Annotated in this window: 16 protein-coding genes and 1 pseudogene; 14 read left to right on the top strand and 3 right to left on the bottom strand. The window is 45.6% G+C overall.

Going from position 1 to position 17,792, the window contains the following annotated elements; all coding sequences use genetic code 11:
- The first annotated feature begins 2 nt into the window (after positions 1-2).
- Positions 3-485, top strand: coding sequence for a pantetheine-phosphate adenylyltransferase (gene coaD / locus J7E26_RS05815; RefSeq protein ID WP_214799503.1), 483 nt, complete (start codon positions 3-5; stop codon positions 483-485).
- 18 nt (positions 486-503) lie between these two features.
- On the opposite strand, the gene ylbJ is transcribed toward coaD, so the two are convergent.
- Positions 504-1,730 (bottom strand): sporulation integral membrane protein YlbJ, encoded by a 1,227-nt coding sequence (gene ylbJ, locus J7E26_RS05810; protein ID WP_214799501.1) that lies wholly within the window; start codon positions 1,728-1,730, stop codon positions 504-506.
- Positions 1,731-1,909: 179 nt separating this feature from the next.
- Here ylbJ and J7E26_RS05805 point away from each other — a divergent pair, with 179 nt between their 5' ends.
- Together J7E26_RS05805 and J7E26_RS05800 are read left to right on the top strand one after the other, a co-directional pair.
- Complete coding sequence (locus J7E26_RS05805; protein WP_214799499.1) at positions 1,910-2,689, top strand: patatin-like phospholipase family protein; 780 nt, start codon at positions 1,910-1,912, stop codon at positions 2,687-2,689.
- A gap of 5 nt (positions 2,690-2,694) precedes the next feature.
- Positions 2,695-3,717: a SepM family pheromone-processing serine protease gene (locus J7E26_RS05800; protein WP_214799497.1), complete on the top strand. Its 1,023-nt coding sequence runs from the start codon at positions 2,695-2,697 to the stop codon at positions 3,715-3,717.
- 19 nt (positions 3,718-3,736) lie between these two features.
- On the opposite strand, the gene J7E26_RS05795 is transcribed toward J7E26_RS05800, so the two are convergent.
- Positions 3,737-4,984, bottom strand: coding sequence for a nucleotidyltransferase (locus tag J7E26_RS05795; RefSeq protein WP_214799495.1), 1,248 nt, complete (start codon positions 4,982-4,984; stop codon positions 3,737-3,739).
- A 207-nt stretch (positions 4,985-5,191) separates the two neighbouring features.
- On the opposite strand from J7E26_RS05795, the gene J7E26_RS05790 reads away from it, so the two are divergent.
- The 3 genes from J7E26_RS05790 to gerR all read left to right on the top strand — a co-directional run bounded on the left by J7E26_RS05790 (position 5,192) and on the right by gerR (position 6,646).
- Positions 5,192-5,710: a YceD family protein gene (locus tag J7E26_RS05790; protein ID WP_214799493.1), complete on the top strand. Its 519-nt coding sequence runs from the start codon at positions 5,192-5,194 to the stop codon at positions 5,708-5,710.
- A 21-nt stretch (positions 5,711-5,731) separates the two neighbouring features.
- Entirely contained in the window at positions 5,732-5,911 is a 180-nt protein-coding gene (gene rpmF / locus J7E26_RS05785; RefSeq protein ID WP_003154457.1) for a 50S ribosomal protein L32, read from the top strand.
- 153 nt (positions 5,912-6,064) lie between these two features.
- Positions 6,065-6,646 carry a sporulation-specific transcriptional regulator GerR gene (gene gerR / locus J7E26_RS05780; RefSeq protein WP_214799491.1) on the top strand — a complete coding sequence of 194 codons (582 nt, stop codon included), beginning with the start codon at positions 6,065-6,067 and terminating at the stop codon, positions 6,644-6,646.
- Positions 6,647-6,686: 40 nt separating this feature from the next.
- Here gerR and J7E26_RS05775 read toward each other — a convergent pair whose 3' ends face one another.
- Positions 6,687-7,169 carry an N-acetyltransferase gene (locus J7E26_RS05775; protein ID WP_214799489.1) on the bottom strand — a complete coding sequence of 161 codons (483 nt, stop codon included), beginning with the start codon at positions 7,167-7,169 and terminating at the stop codon, positions 6,687-6,689.
- A 161-nt stretch (positions 7,170-7,330) separates the two neighbouring features.
- On the opposite strand from J7E26_RS05775, the gene J7E26_RS05770 reads away from it, so the two are divergent.
- The 8 genes and pseudogenes from J7E26_RS05770 to J7E26_RS05735 all read left to right on the top strand — a co-directional run bounded on the left by J7E26_RS05770 (position 7,331) and on the right by J7E26_RS05735 (position 17,709).
- On the top strand, positions 7,331-8,212 hold the full coding sequence (locus J7E26_RS05770; RefSeq protein ID WP_214984914.1) for a 2-dehydropantoate 2-reductase: 882 nt from the start codon (positions 7,331-7,333) through the stop codon (positions 8,210-8,212).
- A gap of 86 nt (positions 8,213-8,298) precedes the next feature.
- Entirely contained in the window at positions 8,299-9,918 is a 1,620-nt protein-coding gene (gene bshC, locus J7E26_RS05765) for a bacillithiol biosynthesis cysteine-adding enzyme BshC (protein WP_214799487.1), read from the top strand.
- 125 nt (positions 9,919-10,043) lie between these two features.
- The gene (gene mraZ, locus J7E26_RS05760; RefSeq protein WP_061520423.1) at positions 10,044-10,475 is read left to right on the top strand and encodes a division/cell wall cluster transcriptional repressor MraZ; all 432 of its coding nucleotides are present in this window, start codon (positions 10,044-10,046) and stop codon (positions 10,473-10,475) included.
- A gap of 71 nt (positions 10,476-10,546) precedes the next feature.
- Positions 10,547-11,482 carry a 16S rRNA (cytosine(1402)-N(4))-methyltransferase RsmH gene (gene rsmH, locus J7E26_RS05755; protein WP_214799486.1) on the top strand — a complete coding sequence of 312 codons (936 nt, stop codon included), beginning with the start codon at positions 10,547-10,549 and terminating at the stop codon, positions 11,480-11,482.
- Positions 11,483-11,521: 39 nt separating this feature from the next.
- Positions 11,522-11,875, top strand: coding sequence for a cell division protein FtsL (gene ftsL / locus J7E26_RS05750; RefSeq protein ID WP_214799485.1), 354 nt, complete (start codon positions 11,522-11,524; stop codon positions 11,873-11,875).
- A 6-nt stretch (positions 11,876-11,881) separates the two neighbouring features.
- A complete protein-coding gene (pbpB, locus tag J7E26_RS05745; RefSeq protein ID WP_214799484.1) occupies positions 11,882-14,011 on the top strand; it encodes a penicillin-binding protein in 2,130 nt (709 codons plus the stop codon).
- A 111-nt stretch (positions 14,012-14,122) separates the two neighbouring features.
- Positions 14,123-16,112: pseudogene (locus tag J7E26_RS05740) on the top strand (stage V sporulation protein D).
- A gap of 124 nt (positions 16,113-16,236) precedes the next feature.
- Positions 16,237-17,709, top strand: coding sequence for a UDP-N-acetylmuramoyl-L-alanyl-D-glutamate--2,6-diaminopimelate ligase (locus tag J7E26_RS05735; RefSeq protein WP_214799482.1), 1,473 nt, complete (start codon positions 16,237-16,239; stop codon positions 17,707-17,709).
- Positions 17,710-17,792: the final 83 nt, after the last annotated feature.

Below are 17,792 nucleotides of genomic sequence, written 5' to 3'. Positions count from 1 at the left end.
ATGTGGCAAGTGTAGCTGTGTGTCCCGGAAGTTTTGATCCTGTCACCTACGGGCATCTGGATATCATCAGACGGGGAGCGAACGTGTTTGAGCACGTGTACGTATGCGTTCTGAATAATTCTTCTAAGCAGCCTTTATTTACGGTCGAGGAGCGCTGTGAGCTGTTAAGGGAAGTAACGAGAGACATACCGAACATTACGGTGGAAACGTCCCAAGGGCTGTTAATCGACTATGCGAAAAAGAAGCAGGCAAAAGCGATCATCAGAGGACTGAGAGCCGTTTCTGACTTCGAATACGAAATGCAGGGGACTTCTGTAAACCGCGTGCTTGACGAATCAATAGAAACCTTTTTTATGATGACGAACAATCAATATTCATTTTTAAGTTCAAGCATTGTGAAAGAGGTCGCAAAATATAAAGGCCCTGTTTCAGAGTTTGTTCCGCCGGAAGTCGAACAGGCACTGGAGCAGAAATTTAAAGGATGAGAAACGCCGGTCGGCGTCTCATCCTTTTTTTATTCTTGCTGACAGTCTATGCCAATAAATCATCACATACACGGCAAGCGCCGCCAATGTGACAGCGGGGCCGCCCGCGACAAGGCGGTTCCAGCCGCTGACAAAAAACGATGCTGCGCCCTGATCATTCAGAGGCAGAAATACGGACTGATGAGGTTCGTCCAATGCGAGATAGAGCGGCTTCCACAATAAGAGAATAAAAACAGCGGCATAAAAGCCCTGCAGAACACGCGCCATAAAAAACGGTTTGAACCTGATATCTGTATCTGATAATATCCCGGCAACCTGCGCTTGAACGGAAAGTCCGCTAAAACCAAGGATGAAGCTTGCAATCATGGCTCTCGGAAGCAAAGCGGCATCTGCTTCGCTGACCAGTTTGCTTCCGAGCGTAATTTCAAACATACCGCTCATGAGGGGGATGTCCAGTTTTGCAGGCAGATGAAAGAGTGTAAGTACAGCATTTGTGAAAACCGACAGGACATCCATTACTTGTACAACAGATAATAACCGATTAAAAACAGAAAACAATATAATAAAACCGCCTACCATGAGAAGAGTTTGTACAGAAGAGGTGACCGCATCGCCCAATATTTTCCCGAAAGGCCGTTGTTCCGCCATCCGTGCGCTGTGCAGCGCCTGGAATGCTTCCTTCAGCGAAGGAAGTGAGAACGTTTTTTTGCCGGTATACTTCGCTTCCTCTTTCCGTCCGTATGAACGCATTGTCAGGCCGACGGCGATATTTCCGAGATAATGAGCCGAGGCGAGCAAAATGCCTAGTGGCGCGTTATGAAAAAAACCGACCGCAACGGCGCCGAAAATAAATAAAGGGTTTGACGAATTGGTGAAAGAGACGAGTCGTTCAGCTTCCACTCTCGATATTTGTTTTTCCTGCCGCAGCCGCGCAGTCAGCTTAGCCCCGGCCGGATATCCTGAGGCCATGCCCATAGCCAGTACAAATCCGCCGACTCCCGGCACTCTGAAAATCGGGCGCATAAAGGGCTCAAGCAAAAGGCCGACAAACCTGACGATGCCAAAGCCTATTAAGAGCTCTGACAGAATAAAAAACGGAAGCAAAGAAGGAAAAACAACCTCCCACCACATTGAAAGACCGGTTTTGGAGGCTTCGAATGAGGCCTGCGGGTGCGTAATAACCGTCGCCGTCAAAAAGATAAAAAACAATGCAATCAAAAATGTATGAAACTTCGACAAGTTCATTCTTACCTCCCCGATGCTAAAAATGCACACTGACATTTATATCATGATAAAATAAAGATCAGACCTTAAGGATGGCCGGGCAAGTACCTATTTGTGATCCTGTACTAATATACGAGCATAGGGGTTCAATTTAGACCATAGAATTCAAGTATAGGATGTCTATAGGGGGTTAAATCAAGTTGGCCAAACCTACAATCGGGTTAGCGTTAGGTTCGGGAGGGGCCAGAGGGATTGCTCATCTCGGAGTGTTATCCAGTTTACATAAGCATCAGATTCCAATTGATATGATCGCCGGAAGCAGTATGGGAGCCTTAGTCGGCAGCTTTTATGCGGCGGGGCATGACGTCGCTAAGATGAAAAAAGTCGCTAAAGCTTTTAAAAGGCGGCTGTATGCGGATTACTCGATACCGAGGCTCGGATTTTTGAAAGGAGACCGCATCAGGCAGCTCGTGCATGCGTATACGTTCGGCAAGCCAATAGAGGAACTGCAAATCCCGCTTGGCATCGTTGCCTGCGATCTGCAGACCGGAGAAAAAGTCGTCTTTAAAAAAGGCTCTGTTTCTGAAGCCGTCCGCGCGAGCATCAGCATACCAGGCATTTTTGTCCCGCAAAAGATAAATGGACGTTTTTTGGTAGACGGCGCAGTAGTCGACAGAATCCCGGTATCGGCCGTGAAGGATATGGGAGCCGATATCGTCATCGCCTCAGATGTATCCCGGGTGAAAAAAACGGAAAAAGCGGCACATATTTTTGATGTAATCATGCAAAGTATGGATATACTGCAAAACGAATTGGTCCGTCACCAGACCATTGCCGCAGACGTCATGATCCGCCCTTCTCTTGAAACATTCAGCTCAAGCTCATTTGCCAACATCGATCATATGATCACCGCCGGCGAAGAAGCCGCAGACCGGATGATCGGCCGGATTAAACAAGAAATAGAGAATTGGGAGGGCTAACTCATATGAAGACAAAACATTTTCGCTGGGTGTTTATCATCCTGATCTTATTGATTGCCGTTACATTTATTAAGCTTCCGTATTACATAACACAGCCCGGAGAAGCATCGGAGCTCAGGCCGCTGATTAAAGTTGACGGAGGGTATCCGGAAAAGGGAAGCCTGTCCTTAATGACTGTAAAAGTAGGCCCTGCCAATCCGTATACATATCTTTGGGCGAAAGTGCACCCTTATGACGAGATCGTTCCTGACGAAAGCATTAAAGAAGAGGGCGAATCAGATGCCGAATATATGAAGCGCCAGCTGCAAATGATGAAGAGCTCTCAGGAAAACGCGGTCATTGCCGCCTATCAGGAAGCGGGCAAACAGGTAAGCTACTCATTTAACGGCATTTACGCAAGCTCAGTGGTGTCAAACATGCCGGCGAAAGGAAAGATTGAGGTCGGCGATAAAATCATCAGTGCGGACGGGAAAAAGTATGAATCCGCAGAAAAGCTGATTGATTATATCAGCAGCAAAAAAGCCGGTGAAAAAGTGACATTCAAGATTGAACGTGACACAAAAGAAAAGACGGTCACTCTCGTGTTGAAATCATTCCCGGACGAGCCGTCAAGAGCGGGAATCGGCGTGGCATTATACACGGACCGGAACGTGAAAGTGAAGCCGGATCTCCATTTTAACATTGAAAACATAGGGGGCCCTTCCGCCGGTCTTATGATGTCATTAGAAATTTATAACCAGCTGACAAAGCCGGACGAAACAAAAGGCTACAATATCGCCGGAACGGGAACGATTGACGTTGACGGCAAGGTCGGACCGATCGGCGGAATCGACCAAAAAGTAGTCGCCGCAGACAAAGCGGGAAAAGACATCTTCTTTGCGCCGAATCAAAACGGAGCAAAAAATTCCGATTATAAAAACGCTGTGAAAACGGCAAAAGCCATCGCCACCCATATGAAGATCGTCCCGGTCGACACCATGCAGGACGCGCTTGATTATTTGGATAAGCTGAAAGTAAAGAGCACCTGACGATCGTCAGGTGCTTTTCTCACGCATTCAAAAAACGTTTTTCATCTTCATCATAGCGGATCGGAGCTTGTGAAAATTCCTGCCGGTCAAACATCGTTCTGAGCGGCTCTTTTATCGGCAGACTGTAAATCCGGCCCGCCTTAATTTCTAAATCAAGTGCGGGATGAGAAATAGAAGACAGCTTGCTCACCAGCGGTGCTGAAAGCTCTTTTTTCTTACCGGCCAGATAGGCCTGTCCTTTTTTTGTCATTCCGAGCAGTCTGATATAAGGGGCGGCAGAAGGTTTCAGCAGCTTGTGCATATCCTCTTTTTTGGTTCGTGTCAATATGTGCGTGTTCATACGCTGGAGCCTCGTCCACGTATACCGTTTTGTTTTCAAAAGCTCCATCATCTCATGGTAAGATCGCGCCTGTCTGATGATTCGCAGTATTCTATGCTCAAGTCCCTCTTCCACTTCATAGATTTGGCTCAGCTCTTGCGGGGAGAGCGTGCTGAGGCTGTATTTTACATATGAAAAATAGTCTTCAGCGGTGTGCCATAATCCGTATGTTGTGTGATATGTGTTCAGCTCCCGCGCAGACGCTTCCGGGAGAAAGTCCTCGACGGCGGCCGATCCTTTTTCTATCATCGCCTTGCGGATGCTTGTAGCACTGGCTATCCGGCTATTTGTGTCAGGGAGCTCGGCATCATGGTACTGTGAGGCGATTCTGGCTGTCGTGTACGGCTTCATGGAAGAGCCGGCCGCTTGTATCGCGGTTACATAGTGGAAACCGAGAATGTTGTTCGGCTTTGACAAGTCGAGCATATTGTTTTCTTTGAAAATGGCTGAAAATGCTTTTGAGGCGGCGGCGGGATAGCTGACGCCTTTTTTGAGCTCTTCTTTTACTATAATATTATAGTTCTGTTCCTCCCGGCCGAATGACTCAGCTGCCTCAATAAAAGGTTCAATCCGCCCGTTTTCGCTTCCGAAAAACAAGCTGCTGCATCCTAATTGGTGTAAAAGCGAAACACTTCCCCGCGCAAATATTTCCGCTTTTTGCACGGCATACATATAAGGAAGCTCAATCACAAGGTCCACTCCGTTTTCCAGCGCCATCTTGGTTCGGGCCCATTTTGAGACGGCAGCCGGTTCCCCGCGCTGCAAAAAATGACCGCTCATCACTGCCGCAGCCACGCTGCTTCCCGTGCTGATTTTTGCTTGTTCGGCATGATAGCGGTGTCCGTTATGAAAGGGATTATATTCAACAACCAGTCCGACTGCCTTCATAAATCTCCCGCCTTTCTTGCTATGTTTTGCTTCGTGTGGTACATTTGCAAATGAAACGCATTTTGCGTCCGTTTCGTTTAGTGTATGCATAGCCCATCCGGCTGTCAACGATTGCATAACGGCGGCATTATGCTGTAAAGAAAAAATATTGACAAAAACATTCTGAAAAGCTATAATCATGTTTGTTGCTTTCCTGAGGTGATACAAATGAAATGGACGATTTATCAGCTTCATCAAATGGCTAAAAAGAGCTTTGAGTTTGATGAAACAGTTGAGTTAAATGAGATGACAAAATTGAATTCTGACATCCGCCGCATTTCTCCCGTCAGGGTGAAGGGCCGCGCGGAGATTGAATCCAAGCAGGTTTCGTTTGACTTTACGATTTCAGGCGAAATGATTTTGCCGTGCTCAAGAACTTTAGTTGATGTGCCGTATCCATTTACAATCGCGACAAAAGAACTGTTTAGATTTCATAAGACGGATGATATAGAAGATGAGGACGTTCATATTGCAGAAGACGATACTGTCGACTTAACTCCGATCGTAAAAGAAGAGATTCTTTTAGAAATTCCTATGCAAATCTTTTGTGAAACTGAACAAAAAGAAGGAGCCGCTCCCCAAGTGGGGAAAGATTGGCAAGTGATTTCTGAGGAAGACAAGCAAAATCAAATCGACCCCAGACTTGCGGATCTGAAAAAGCTCTTAACACAAGATGATGAATCTTAACTCTTTAAGGAGGTGGGAATAATGGCTGTACCTTTTAGAAGAACTTCTAAAATGAAAAAAAGATTGCGCCGTACACATTTCAAACTAAATGTACCTGGTATGACAGAATGCCCGTCATGCGGAGAGATGAAATTGTCTCACCGTGTATGTAAAGCATGCGGATCATACAACGGCAAAGACATAAATGTAAAAAGCAATTAATGTATGAAGAAAAGCGCGGGAATTTGATTCCCGCGCTTTTCTTTTTTCTCCCTCCGGCTTGTCTGCGCGAAAAAATTGTGAGCGGCAGTAGTCTATCTAATCTATCAGCGGCATATGTATGAGGTAAACGAGCAAATATGGAGGGGGATACGATTGACCATAACGAGACAAGATGCCTGGACACAAGATGAAGATTTGCTGCTGGCCGAAGTGGTGCTGCGGCACATTCGGGAAGGCGGGACGCAGCTTTCCGCTTTTGAGGAAGTCGGCAGAGCTTTGACGAGAACTGCTGCCGCCTGCGGGTTCAGGTGGAATTCCTATGTCAGAAAGCAATACCAGTCCGGCATAGAGCTTGCCAAAAAGCAGCGCAAAGAATTAAGAAAACAAATCGGCGTGCATTCCGCCAATCTGCCGGGCGCTGTTAAACAATCTCCGGTCCGCCGGGCGGAAGGAGAAAGAGAGTTATCCATTGATGATGTTATTGCGTTTCTTCAGCAATTCAAAGAGTCGCCGGCTGCCGAAGATGTGCATCACGAAAAAGAAAAGCTTTCGGCGCAGCTGAGCGCACTGCAAAAAGAGGTAGAGGATTTGCGCGAGGAAAATGAAACCTTGAGAAACAGGCTGGAGATGACGGAAGAGGATTATAAAGCTTTGATTGACATTATGGACAGAGCGAGAAGAATGGTGGATTCAAAAGAAGATGAAAGACATAAAAAATCGGCGCAGGGCATATAAAGTGAACCGGCCTGAGGGCAGTGTCCCGGCCGGTTTTTTATTATGCTGATTCCCCAGATGTCATTTCGCCGTCCATATCAGGATGCCAAATGTAAGGATTTTCTCCTTTGTCACGCGCCATATCATATTTAACAGGCTCGAAATTCATTTTATCCCAGAAATCCGCCGATTTCATACGCGAATTTGTTCTGATCGGCATTCTGAATGATTTGGCGAAGTCAACGAGCGCCTTGCCGTAGCCGTTTTTTTGGTAGCCCGGAAGAACTTCAAGCTTCCAAAGCTCTAAAAAGTCCTGGCGCTGGTCAAAATACGGATTTGTGCTGCCGTTTACCTGATATAAACTCATTCGCGCCACTAGTTTATCCCCGAAGTAAATCCCGTAAAATGGCGAGGTGCTGTCATTTTCAATGATATTATCCTGAAGCTCCTCAAGCATCGACAGCTCCTGCATCCCGTATTCCTTAAACCTTTTAAATTCTTCAAGTGTTTTAAAGTTGATGAGCAATCGCTCTATTTTCAACACAAATTCCCCCTTTGCTGTGTTCTACCATTATTGTAAACGCTTTAATTGAAAATTCCAACTATAAGATGTTTATCTTACTTGCACCTGAAACGAAATTGAAGTAATTTGCCCCGGGTTCTGCTATGATAATATGGAAAAATGCAGATATAGGGTGTGACAGTGTGAAAATCGGAATTATCGGTGGCGGAGCGGTGGGCCTGCTGTGTGCTTATTACTTATCGTCCAGCCATCAGGTATCGGTCTTAACGAGGCGTCAGGAGCAGGCGGACGCTATAAATGCCCGCGGCATCCGCCTGGTGAAAGACGGAAAAGAGTTCAATGCCGAGTGCGGAGCTGCGGCAGGCGTTGCTTCCGGCTATGATCTTCTGATCGTAACCGTTAAACAGCATCAGCTCAGCAGTGTTTTACCGAGCTTGATGAACATAAAAGCGACAAATGTTTTATTTTTGCAAAACGGCATGGGGCATATACACGATTTAGAACATTGGCACACGGATCATTCGCTTTATGTCGGCACGGTGGAGCACGGAGCTGTAAGAAAATCAGATACAGCCGTTGAACATACCGGAACCGGTGCGGTAAAATGGAGTGCGTTTCGCGGCTCACGGCCGGAAGCACTCGAAAATATCTTTTCCGGCATGCACTCGGATTTTCCCGTTTATTTCGAAACCGATTGGTATCGGCTGTTAACGGGAAAACTGATCATTAATGTGTGCATCAACCCGTTAACCGCATTGTTGCGTGTGAAAAACGGAGAGCTGTTATCGTGTGCTGCTTACAAAGAATATATGAGAAAGGTATTTGAAGAGGCGGAGGCGATTTTACGCCTCGACGACAGCGCTGAAGCGTGGAACCGGGTTTGCGTTGTTTGCAGGCAAACGAAAAATAACCACTCTTCCATGCTTGTCGATGTTATGGCGGGAAGGCAGACAGAGGTCGATGCCATTATCGGTTATCTTGTAAAAGAAGCCAAAAGCCGCGGATTGAAAGCCGTTCATTTGCCGTTTTTATACGGCAGCATAAAAGCGTTAGAAGGAAACTGAAACAAAGTCTTTTGAGGTTTCAGGGTAACATGCTATACTCATTTCGGAAACCTAACTATTTATTGGAGAAAGGAAGTTCCAGACAGATGCAGCTAACTGAACTTTCCATCAAAAGTCAAAACAAGTTTGTACAGCACTATATAGATGGAGAAAACATGTCTTCATTTTTTGATTATGATATTCATTCTGAGAACGTATGGAAAAAGAGGCTTCATGATCTGTCCGTACGGTCGTTTGCCAGGGAGGAATTAGCGGATTATCTATCCTCATATCACGAAAAATTTCACTCCGAAGCCATGCAGACATCCATCGAAAAATTAAGAGATCCGTCAAGCGCTGCTGTAGTAGGCGGTCAGCAGGCCGGTCTTTTAACAGGGCCTCTTTACACTATACATAAAATCATCTCCATTATCGTACTTGCCAAACAGCAGGAAGAAGCTTTACAGGTTCCTGTCGCTCCGGTTTTCTGGGTGGCGGGGGAAGATCACGATCTGGAAGAAATCAATTATGTTCATACTTCATCAGACGAAAAAGGCCCCGTTAAATGTAAGCTGCCGCAATCCTACTGGAAAAAAACGTCGGCTGCTAAAACCGTGCTCGATCAAGAAAAATGCGCAGCGTGGATCGATGACGTGTTCGCATCGTTTGAAGAAACGGATCATACAAACGCTCTCCTTCAGCACGTGAAGCGATGTTTACGCTCATCAGAGACATTCACGGACTTTTTTGAGCTGTTAATTGCTGATCTCTTTCAAGAAGAAGGGCTTATTCTTGTCAATTCGGGAGACCCGGGTATTAAAAAACTGGAAACGTCAATGTTTCAGCAGATATTAAAGCACAATGATGAATTGGCGGACGCGGTGTCAAACCAGCAGCAAATCATGCGCGAGGCTGGCTACAATCCTATTATTGAATCAGGAAAAGAACAGGCGAATCTGTTTTATGAATACGAAGGAGAACGCTTTTTAGTTGAAAAAGAAGACGGCGTTTTTGTCATTAAAGAGCTTGACCTGAAGTGGACAAAAGATGAACTCCATACCCATATGGAAGAAAAACCGGAATACTTCAGCAATAATGTCGTGACAAGACCGCTCATGCAGGAGTTTCTCATCCCGACTCTTGCGTTTATCGGAGGCCCCGGTGAAGTCAATTATTGGGGCGAGCTGAAACAGGCATTTTCACTGATGGGTTTAAAAATGACTCCGGTTATGCCGAGGCTCAATATTACGATCCTTGAACGCCATATTGAAAAGAAGCTGGAAGAACGGAATATTTCGCTTCAGGAAGCGATCGAAGGCGGGACTGATCGTTTTAAGGATACTTACTTTGAAGCGCAAATCCCGGAAGAGTTTACGACTGTGATGGAGCAAGCCAAGGCGCAGATTGAAGCAATCCACAAGTCTGCGAGACAACAAGCGCTTAAAGTCGATTCAAGCCTGGAGCCGCTTTTAGAGAAAAATGCCGCCTTTATTCAAGATCAGCTCGCGTTTTTAGAACGGACGGTGACAAAACGAATCGAAGAAAAAGAAGGTTTCGTGCTGCGTGACTATGAAAGAATACAAAATAGCATCAAACCGCTGGGCGCCCCGCAGGAGCGGATTTGGAATATGATGTATTATCTTAACCGGTACGGTCCAAAATTCTTCACAACCTTCAAACATCTGCCATTTTCTTTTCAAAACCAACATCAAATTGTCAAACTTTGAAACAAAGTTTTAATGAACCCTGACTAGTTCAGGGTTTTTTTTTATGTGTAAACAGTGTAAAATGAGGGTGTGGAGAGAAGTGGCGGATAGTGGTGAGCTGAGGGGAGAAAGTGGGGGTCCTTATCATGTTTATGGGTGAATACCAGCATACAATCGATGCAAAGGGCCGCATGATCGTTCCCGCAAAATTCAGAGAAGGCCTGGGTGAGCAGTTTGTGCTGACCAGAGGGCTTGACCAATGTCTTTTCGGCTATCCCATGCATGAATGGAAGCTGATAGAAGAGAAACTGAAGGCTCTTCCTCTCACTAAAAAAGACGCCCGCGCATTTACCCGTTTCTTTTTTTCCGGGGCGACCGAATGCGACCTGGACAAGCAAGGAAGAATTAATATTGCGTCATCTCTTCTGAACTATGCAAAACTGGAAAAAGAATGTGTTGTCATCGGGGTTTCCAATCGAATTGAATTGTGGAGTAAGGTAATATGGGAACAATACACAGAAGAGCAAGAAGATTCATTCGCTGAAATTGCTGAAAACATGATTGGATTTGATATATAATGGATCTTCGTGCATCACACACTAACAACTGACAATTCAATTCATCCTGATAAAAGGTGGGACCGACACAAATGTTTCAGCATAAAACAGTACTTCTTCGAGAAACCGTCGACGGTTTAAATATCAAACCGGACGGAACCTATGTAGACTGCACCCTTGGAGGCGCCGGGCACAGTACATATTTATTACAGCAGTTATCGGAAAAAGGGCGGCTAGTCGCTTTTGACCAAGATGACACGGCGCTGGAAAACGCAAAGGAAACATTGTCCGATTATAAAGGACAGCTTATTCTTGTGAAAAGCAACTTTCGTTATTTAAAAGAATGTTTACATGAACACGGCATTACGAGCGTCGACGGGATTTTATTTGATTTGGGAGTATCCTCTCCGCAGCTTGATACCCCGGAACGGGGCTTCAGCTATCATCATGACGCACCGCTGGACATGAGGATGGACCAGTCGGCCGCACTTACGGCGAAAGAGGTCGTAAACGAATGGCGGTATGAGGATCTTGTGCGGATTTTCTTTAAATACGGAGAAGAGAAGTTCAGCAAGCAAATCGCCAGAAAAATTGAAGAGGCAAGATTAAAATCGCCTATTCAAACAACCGGCCAACTGGTCGATCTAATAAAGGACGCGATACCGGCTCCGGCAAGAAGAAGCGGGGGACATCCGGCGAAACGTGTATTTCAAGCGATTCGAATCGCCGTAAACGACGAGCTTAAAGTATTTGAAGAGGCCCTCTTACAAGCGATAGAGGTGCTGAAGCCGGGCGGAAGGGTATCTGTGATCACCTTCCACTCGCTGGAAGACAGAATGTGCAAGACGACATTTAAGGAGAAATCATCACTTCCTGAACTGCCGCCGGGCCTTCCTGTTATACCGGAAGAATTTGAGCCTGAATTAAAACTCATTACGAGAAAGCCCATTACGGCGTCAAAAGAGGAGCTTGAAGAAAATAACCGCGCCCGATCAGCTAAACTCCGGATTGCTGAAAAACGAAAATAACGGGCGGCAAATGACAACATTAAAGGAGGTCATCAGCCTATGAGCAATTTAGCTTACCAGCAAGAAAAACAACAGCGGCAAGTGATAAGTCCCGAAAAAAAGATGATTGTCAAAAAGAGGGCTTCCATTACACTCGGAGAAAAGGTGCTGCTCGTCCTGTTTGCGATTGCCGTGCTAAGCACATCAATGTTTATCGTGTCAAAAGCATATGCGGCATATCAATCAAATATTGAAGTGCAAAAACTGGAGGAGCAAATTTCCGAGCAAAAAAAGCAGATCGGTGACCTCGAAAAAACGGCAGGTGACTTAAGCAAGCCGCAGCGCCTGATGGATATCGCAAAAAAACACGGCTTGAATTTGAAAGACAAAAAAGTGAAAAACATACAGGAATGATAACCCATGCCGAAAAAAAATAAGTTTATGAACAGAGGAGCAGCGATACTTAGTATTTGTTTCGCTCTCTTTTTCTTTGTCATTCTCGGAAGAATGACATACATTCAAATAACGGGCAAAGCAAACGGAGAGGCACTGGCGACAAAAGCGACCGAGCAGCATGAAAAGAAACGGACGATTGAAGCGAGCCGCGGCTCTATTTTCGACCGGAAAGGCAAAGTGCTGGCTGAAGATACGGCCACTTATAAGCTGATTGCCGTGCTTGATAAAAAGATGGCGCCTCAGTATGTCAAGGATAAAGAGAAAACAGCGGAAGAGCTGTCCGCTGTCATTGACCTTGACAAAAGTAAGATTCTGGACACTTTAAACAGGAATGGCGCGAAACAGGTGGAATTCGGATCAGCCGGACGGGACATTTCGTATGCGAAAAAACAAAAGATCGAAAAAATGAATCTCCCGGGCATTTCTTTCTTGAGAGATACGAAACGCTACTATCCGAACGGCGTATTTTTATCAAATGTTCTCGGCTATGCGGATGTCAACCAGAAAACAAACCAAATTCAAGGCTCCTTAGGGCTTGAAAAAATACTTAACAACTATTTAACGGAACACGACGGCTCTGTCACATATGAAAGTGATAAATCCGGCTGGAAGCTTCCGAACAGCAAAGAGAAAATCACCGCACCAAAAAATGGTGACAATGTATATTTAACCATTGATCAGAAAATTCAAACCTTTTTAGAAGACAGTATGACAAAAGTGGCGGAAAAATATAAACCGAAAAAAATCATGGCTGCCGTCGTAGAACCGAAAACCGGAAAGGTGCTTGCGATGGGGCAGCGCCCGAGTTTTGATCCGAATATAAGAAACGTCACGAATTATTACAACGACTTAGTTTCTTACTCGTTTGAACCGGGATCGACGATGAAAATCTTTACGCTTGCCGCAGCGATTCAAGAAAACGTGTTTAATGCAAATGAGGAATATAAATCAGGCACGTATAAGGTTGGCGGCGGTACAGTAAGGGATTGGAATAATGGGGCAGGCTGGGGCATGACAAGTTTCCGTGACGGTCTTATGAGATCTTCAAACGTCGCCTTTGCCAAGCTGGCAAATGAAAAGCTAGGCTTTGACCGGTATAATGAGTATTTGCATAAGTTCGGATTCTATCAAAAAACTGGCGTTGATCTGCCGGGAGAAGGGTCAAGTAAAATTAATTTCAAATATGATTTTGACAAGGCGTCAACGGCATACGGCCAGGCATCCGCGATTACGCCGATTCAGCAGCTTCAAGCGGTAACGGCGATTGCAAATAACGGCAAAATGATGAAGCCTTACGTCATTGATCATATTGTGGATCCGGATACGAAAAAAGTTGTCAAGCAGACTAAGCCTGAACAAGCAGGTACGCCGATTTCAGCCGATACGGCCAAAAAGGTCCGGAATCTGCTGGGAAAGGTCGTCACTTCAGATATCGGAACCGGTAAGCCTTATAAAATTGAAGGCTTTGATGTGGCAGGAAAAACCGGAACTGCGCAAATTGCCGGAACAGGCGGATATTTAAAAGGAACGAGCAACTATGTGTTTTCGTTCATGGGAATGGCGCCGAAAAACGATCCTAAGCTTGTCATCTATGTGGCCGTGCAGCAGCCACAATTAAAGGCGGGGCAAAGCAGCTCAGATCCTGTTGCAGAGATCTTTAACCCGACGATGAAAAACAGTCTGCATTACTTGAATATTGAACCGACTGACACGTCTGATTCAAATAAAGAAGAAACGAAAACTCAGGAGATGCCTGATCTGACAGACCAAACGGTAACAAGTGCGGAGAAGGAAGCCAAAAGCGAAAACCTTACACCGATTGTCATCGGCGGCGATGTTGCTGTAAAAGAGCAATATCCTGAAGCCGGAGAAGACATCATTACAAAACAGAAGATCTTCTTAAAAACAGACGGAAAGATGACCATGCCGGATATGTCAGGCTGGTCGAGACGGGAAGTACTCCAATTCAGCAAAATATCAGGCATTCATATTGATGTAAGCGGTGAGGGATACGCCGTAAGCCAGAGTGTGAAAAAAGGAAAAGAATTAAAAGAAAACACTGTGATTAAGGTAAAATTCAAAAATCCTGATTAAATGAGAAAGGAAGTCCGCAGGTGCTGCGGGCTTCTTTTTTGATGCGCCGTTCTATGTGACCAAGCTTAGGCATAAATTGTAAACAAGCCTAAATAAGGAGTGAACGATCCCTTGCGCGTCTCAAATGTAACGGTTCGGAAACGTTTATTATTTGTTTTGCTTTTTGGAGTGATCATTTTTTTGGTCATTGATACTAGATTAGGCTATGTCCAATTTATTATGGGAGAAAAGCTTACCTCGCTTGCGAAAGATTCTTGGAGCCGGAATTTGCCGTTTGAGCCGGAGCGGGGAGAAATTCTTGACCGGAACGGTGTCGAGCTGGCCACAAATAAAAGTGCGCCGACTGTATTTGTCGTCCCCCGCCAAATTCAAAATCCAATCAAAACGGGCAAGCTGCTCGCATCAGTCTTAAATATGTCGGAAGAAAAGGTCTATAAGCACATTACAAAGAAAGCCTCCATTGAAAAAATTTCACCCGAAGGCAGGAAGATTTCAAATAAGAAAGCAAAAGAAATCAAAGCGCTTGATTTAAAGGGGGTATATGTGGCAGAAGACAGTATCCGCCATTATCCGTACGGCAGCTTTTTATCACATGTTCTCGGCTTTGCCGGGATCGATAACCAAGGTCTTCTTGGGCTGGAAGCCTATTATGACGATGATTTAAAAGGTGAAAAAGGATCGGTGAAGTTTTATACAGATGCCAAAGGGAAAAAAATGCCGGATGAAGCTGATGACTATACACCGCCGAAGGATGGCCTCGATATGAAACTGACAATTGACGCCAAGGTTCAAACCATCATAGAAAGAGAGCTCGATAATGCGGCGGCGAAGTACAATCCGGACGGAATGATTGCGGTCGCTATGAACCCGAAAAACGGGGAAGTTCTCGGAATGTCAAGCAGACCTGATTTTGATCCTGCTGACTATCAATCAGTGGAACCGTCCGTGTACAACCGCAACTTGCCGGTTTGGAGCACGTATGAACCGGGTTCAACCTTTAAAATTATTACACTGGCAGCCGCCCTTGAAGAGCAAAAAGTGAATTTGCAAAGAGATCAGTTCTATGACAAGGGGTTTGCCGAGGTGGACGGCGCCCGCCTCAGATGCTGGAAAAAGGGCGGCCACGGCTCGCAGTCCTTTCTCGAAGTCGTCCAAAATTCCTGTAACCCGGGGTTCGTACAGCTTGGGGAGCGGCTTGGAAAGGAAAAACTGTTTAAATATATAAAGGACTTCGGTTTTGGGAAAAAAACCGGCATTGATCTGCAAGGGGAAGGAACGGGGATTTTGTTCCCGCTTGATAGAGTCGGACCGGTCGAGCAGGCGACAACTGCTTTCGGGCAGGGGGTGTCCGTCACGCCTATTCAGCAGGTAGCTGCTGTATCAGCAGCCATAAACGGCGGGACGCTTTACACCCCGTTTATCGCGAAAGAATGGGTTGACCCCGTCACGAATAAAACGGTTAAAAAACAATCGCCGATTGCGAAAAGACAAGTTATTTCCCAGGAAACGTCAAAACAGATCAGATTCGCTTTAGAAAGCGTCGTTGCCCAAGGAACGGGACGGAATGCCTTTGTGGAAGGATATCGTGTCGGCGGCAAAACAGGTACGGCGCAAAAAGTCAAAGACGGAAAATATCTTGAAAACAACCACATTGTCTCGTTTATCGGCTTTGCGCCGGCTGACGACCCGAGCCTTGTCGTTTACGTTGCAGTCGATAACCCGAAAGGCACGATTCAATTCGGCGGAACCGTTGCCGCGCCGATCGTCGGAAACATCATGAGAGACAGCCTGCCGGAGCTCGGCATTAAACCGAGAAAAAATCAAATAGAGAAAAAATATCAATGGTCCGACACAAAAACTATAGAGGTTCCGAATGTTGTAGGGATGTCTGTCTCTGATCTTGAGTCGCTGCTTGTCAATTTAAATATAGACTCCTCAGGAAAAGGAAGCAAAATTGTCAAACAATCACCTGCAGCCGGAACGAAAGTAAAAGAAGGCTCAAAGATCCGGGTTTATTTGAGTGAAGATTGAGTCTGATGAGGCAGCCGATTGTTTTCGGCTGCCTTTTATCATAATGAGAAAAAAAGAAGATAACTTTTAAGATTAACTGGATGTATCCTTTTTTTTACGCTAAAATATGAACTGTATGTTTAAAAGCCGTTCTGACTTTCATAAACGGTTATCACGATAAAAGAATGAATAGAATTTCTGAGAGGTTTGATACAATGAAACTTACAAAGCTGCTTACATATTTAATGACCGAACCTGTTCAAAATGACTTTCATGACCCTGATATAACTTCAATCGAGATGGACTCCAGGGAAGTGAGAAAAGGGAGTCTTTTTGTATGTATAAAAGGGTACACGGTAGACGGGCATGATTTTGCGCAAAAAGCTGAAGAAAACGGAGCAGCTGCCATTGTCGCTGAAAGAGAGCTTGACGTCAGTGTTCCTGTTATTATCGTCCGCCGCTCACAGCGGGCGCTCAGTGTCCTGTCAGACGCGTTTTACGGGCAGCCGACGAAACAGCTTCAGCTCATCGGCATCACCGGCACAAACGGCAAAACATCGACGACGCACATGGTGGATGAGGTGTTCAAAAAAGCGGGAAGACAGACAGGCTTAATCGGCACCATGTATATTAAGATCGGCGATGAGACATTCCCGGTAAAAAACACAACGCCGGAAAGCGTTACCCTTCAAAAGACATTCAAAAAAATGAATGATGAGCATGTCGACACAGCCATTATGGAAGTATCGTCGCACGCTCTCTCATTGGGAAGGGTGCACGGCTGCGATTATGATATCGCAGTGTTTACGAATCTGACCCAAGACCATCTGGACTATCACAAAACGATGGATGAATACAGGCAGGCAAAAAGCCTTCTGTTCTCCCAGCTGGGCGGCGCCTTTAACCATGAAAAGCCGAAGCGGGCCGTTTTAAACGCTGATGATGAGGCGAGTGCTTATTTTGAAAAAGCAACAGCGGCGCATATCCTTACATACGGAATTAAAAACGATGCCGATGTGATGGCGAAACATATTGAGATTTCCGCGCAGGGCACAAGCTTTGAGCTTGTAACGCCAAAAGGGACGAAACATATTACGGTTTCTCTCGTCGGTCAATTCAACGTGTATAATGTGCTGGCTGCCGCCGCGACGGCGATTGCTGCAGATCTTCCTTTTGATACGATTACAAGCGCACTTGAAGAACTGCAAGGTGTCAGAGGGCGTTTCGAATTGGTGAATAAGGATCAGCCGTTCCCTGTCGTCGTCGATTACGCACACACGCCTGACAGTCTTGAAAATGTTCTGAACACCTGTAAAGACATGACCGAGGGCAAGCTTTTCGTCGTCGTCGGCTGCGGCGGTGACAGAGACAAAACGAAACGCCCGAAAATGGCGGAAATCGCGGTGCGTATCGCCGATGAACCGATTTTTACCTCAGATAACCCGAGAAGCGAGAACCCGCTGGCCATATTAAGAGATATGGAAAGAGGAGTCGAAGGCTGCTACTATCACAGTATCGCAAATCGTGAACAGGCAATCTTTTTTGCTATTGCCAATGCGAAAAAAGGAGATGTCGTGCTGATCGCCGGCAAAGGACATGAAACCTATCAGCAAATCGGCACTGAAACATTTGACTTTGACGATGCCGAAGTAGCGGGGAGAGCTATCGTCGAGCTGAATAAAAAGTAAAACAGGAAAGAGTGTTATGAATGAGGGAATTGAAAAGAATTTCACATACGGGGAAACAATGTGAATATGATAAATACGTATGT

The sequence above is a fragment of the Bacillus sp. ISL-51 genome (genome assembly GCF_018613535.1).
Lineage (GTDB): Bacteria > Bacillota > Bacilli > Bacillales > Bacillaceae > Bacillus.
Note: the sequence above shows the minus strand (reverse complement) of the source record. Positions and strands in the feature narration are given on the sequence as shown.

Coding starts and splice junctions, on each gene's coding strand:
- bshC (WP_214799487.1), top strand. CDS start 8,299: ATGCAGCTAACTGAACTTTCCATCAAAAGTCAAAACAAGTTTGTACAG.
- pbpB (WP_214799484.1), top strand. CDS start 11,882: ATGCCGAAAAAAAATAAGTTTATGAACAGAGGAGCAGCGATACTTAGT.
- J7E26_RS05790 (WP_214799493.1), top strand. CDS start 5,192: ATGAAATGGACGATTTATCAGCTTCATCAAATGGCTAAAAAGAGCTTT.
- J7E26_RS05800 (WP_214799497.1), top strand. CDS start 2,695: ATGAAGACAAAACATTTTCGCTGGGTGTTTATCATCCTGATCTTATTG.
- J7E26_RS05795 (WP_214799495.1), bottom strand. CDS start 4,984: ATGAAGGCAGTCGGACTGGTTGTTGAATATAATCCCTTTCATAACGGA.
- ylbJ (WP_214799501.1), bottom strand. CDS start 1,730: ATGAACTTGTCGAAGTTTCATACATTTTTGATTGCATTGTTTTTTATC.
- mraZ (WP_061520423.1), top strand. CDS start 10,044: ATGTTTATGGGTGAATACCAGCATACAATCGATGCAAAGGGCCGCATG.
- J7E26_RS05735 (WP_214799482.1), top strand. CDS start 16,237: ATGAAACTTACAAAGCTGCTTACATATTTAATGACCGAACCTGTTCAA.
- ftsL (WP_214799485.1), top strand. CDS start 11,522: ATGAGCAATTTAGCTTACCAGCAAGAAAAACAACAGCGGCAAGTGATA.
- rsmH (WP_214799486.1), top strand. CDS start 10,547: ATGTTTCAGCATAAAACAGTACTTCTTCGAGAAACCGTCGACGGTTTA.
- rpmF (WP_003154457.1), top strand. CDS start 5,732: ATGGCTGTACCTTTTAGAAGAACTTCTAAAATGAAAAAAAGATTGCGC.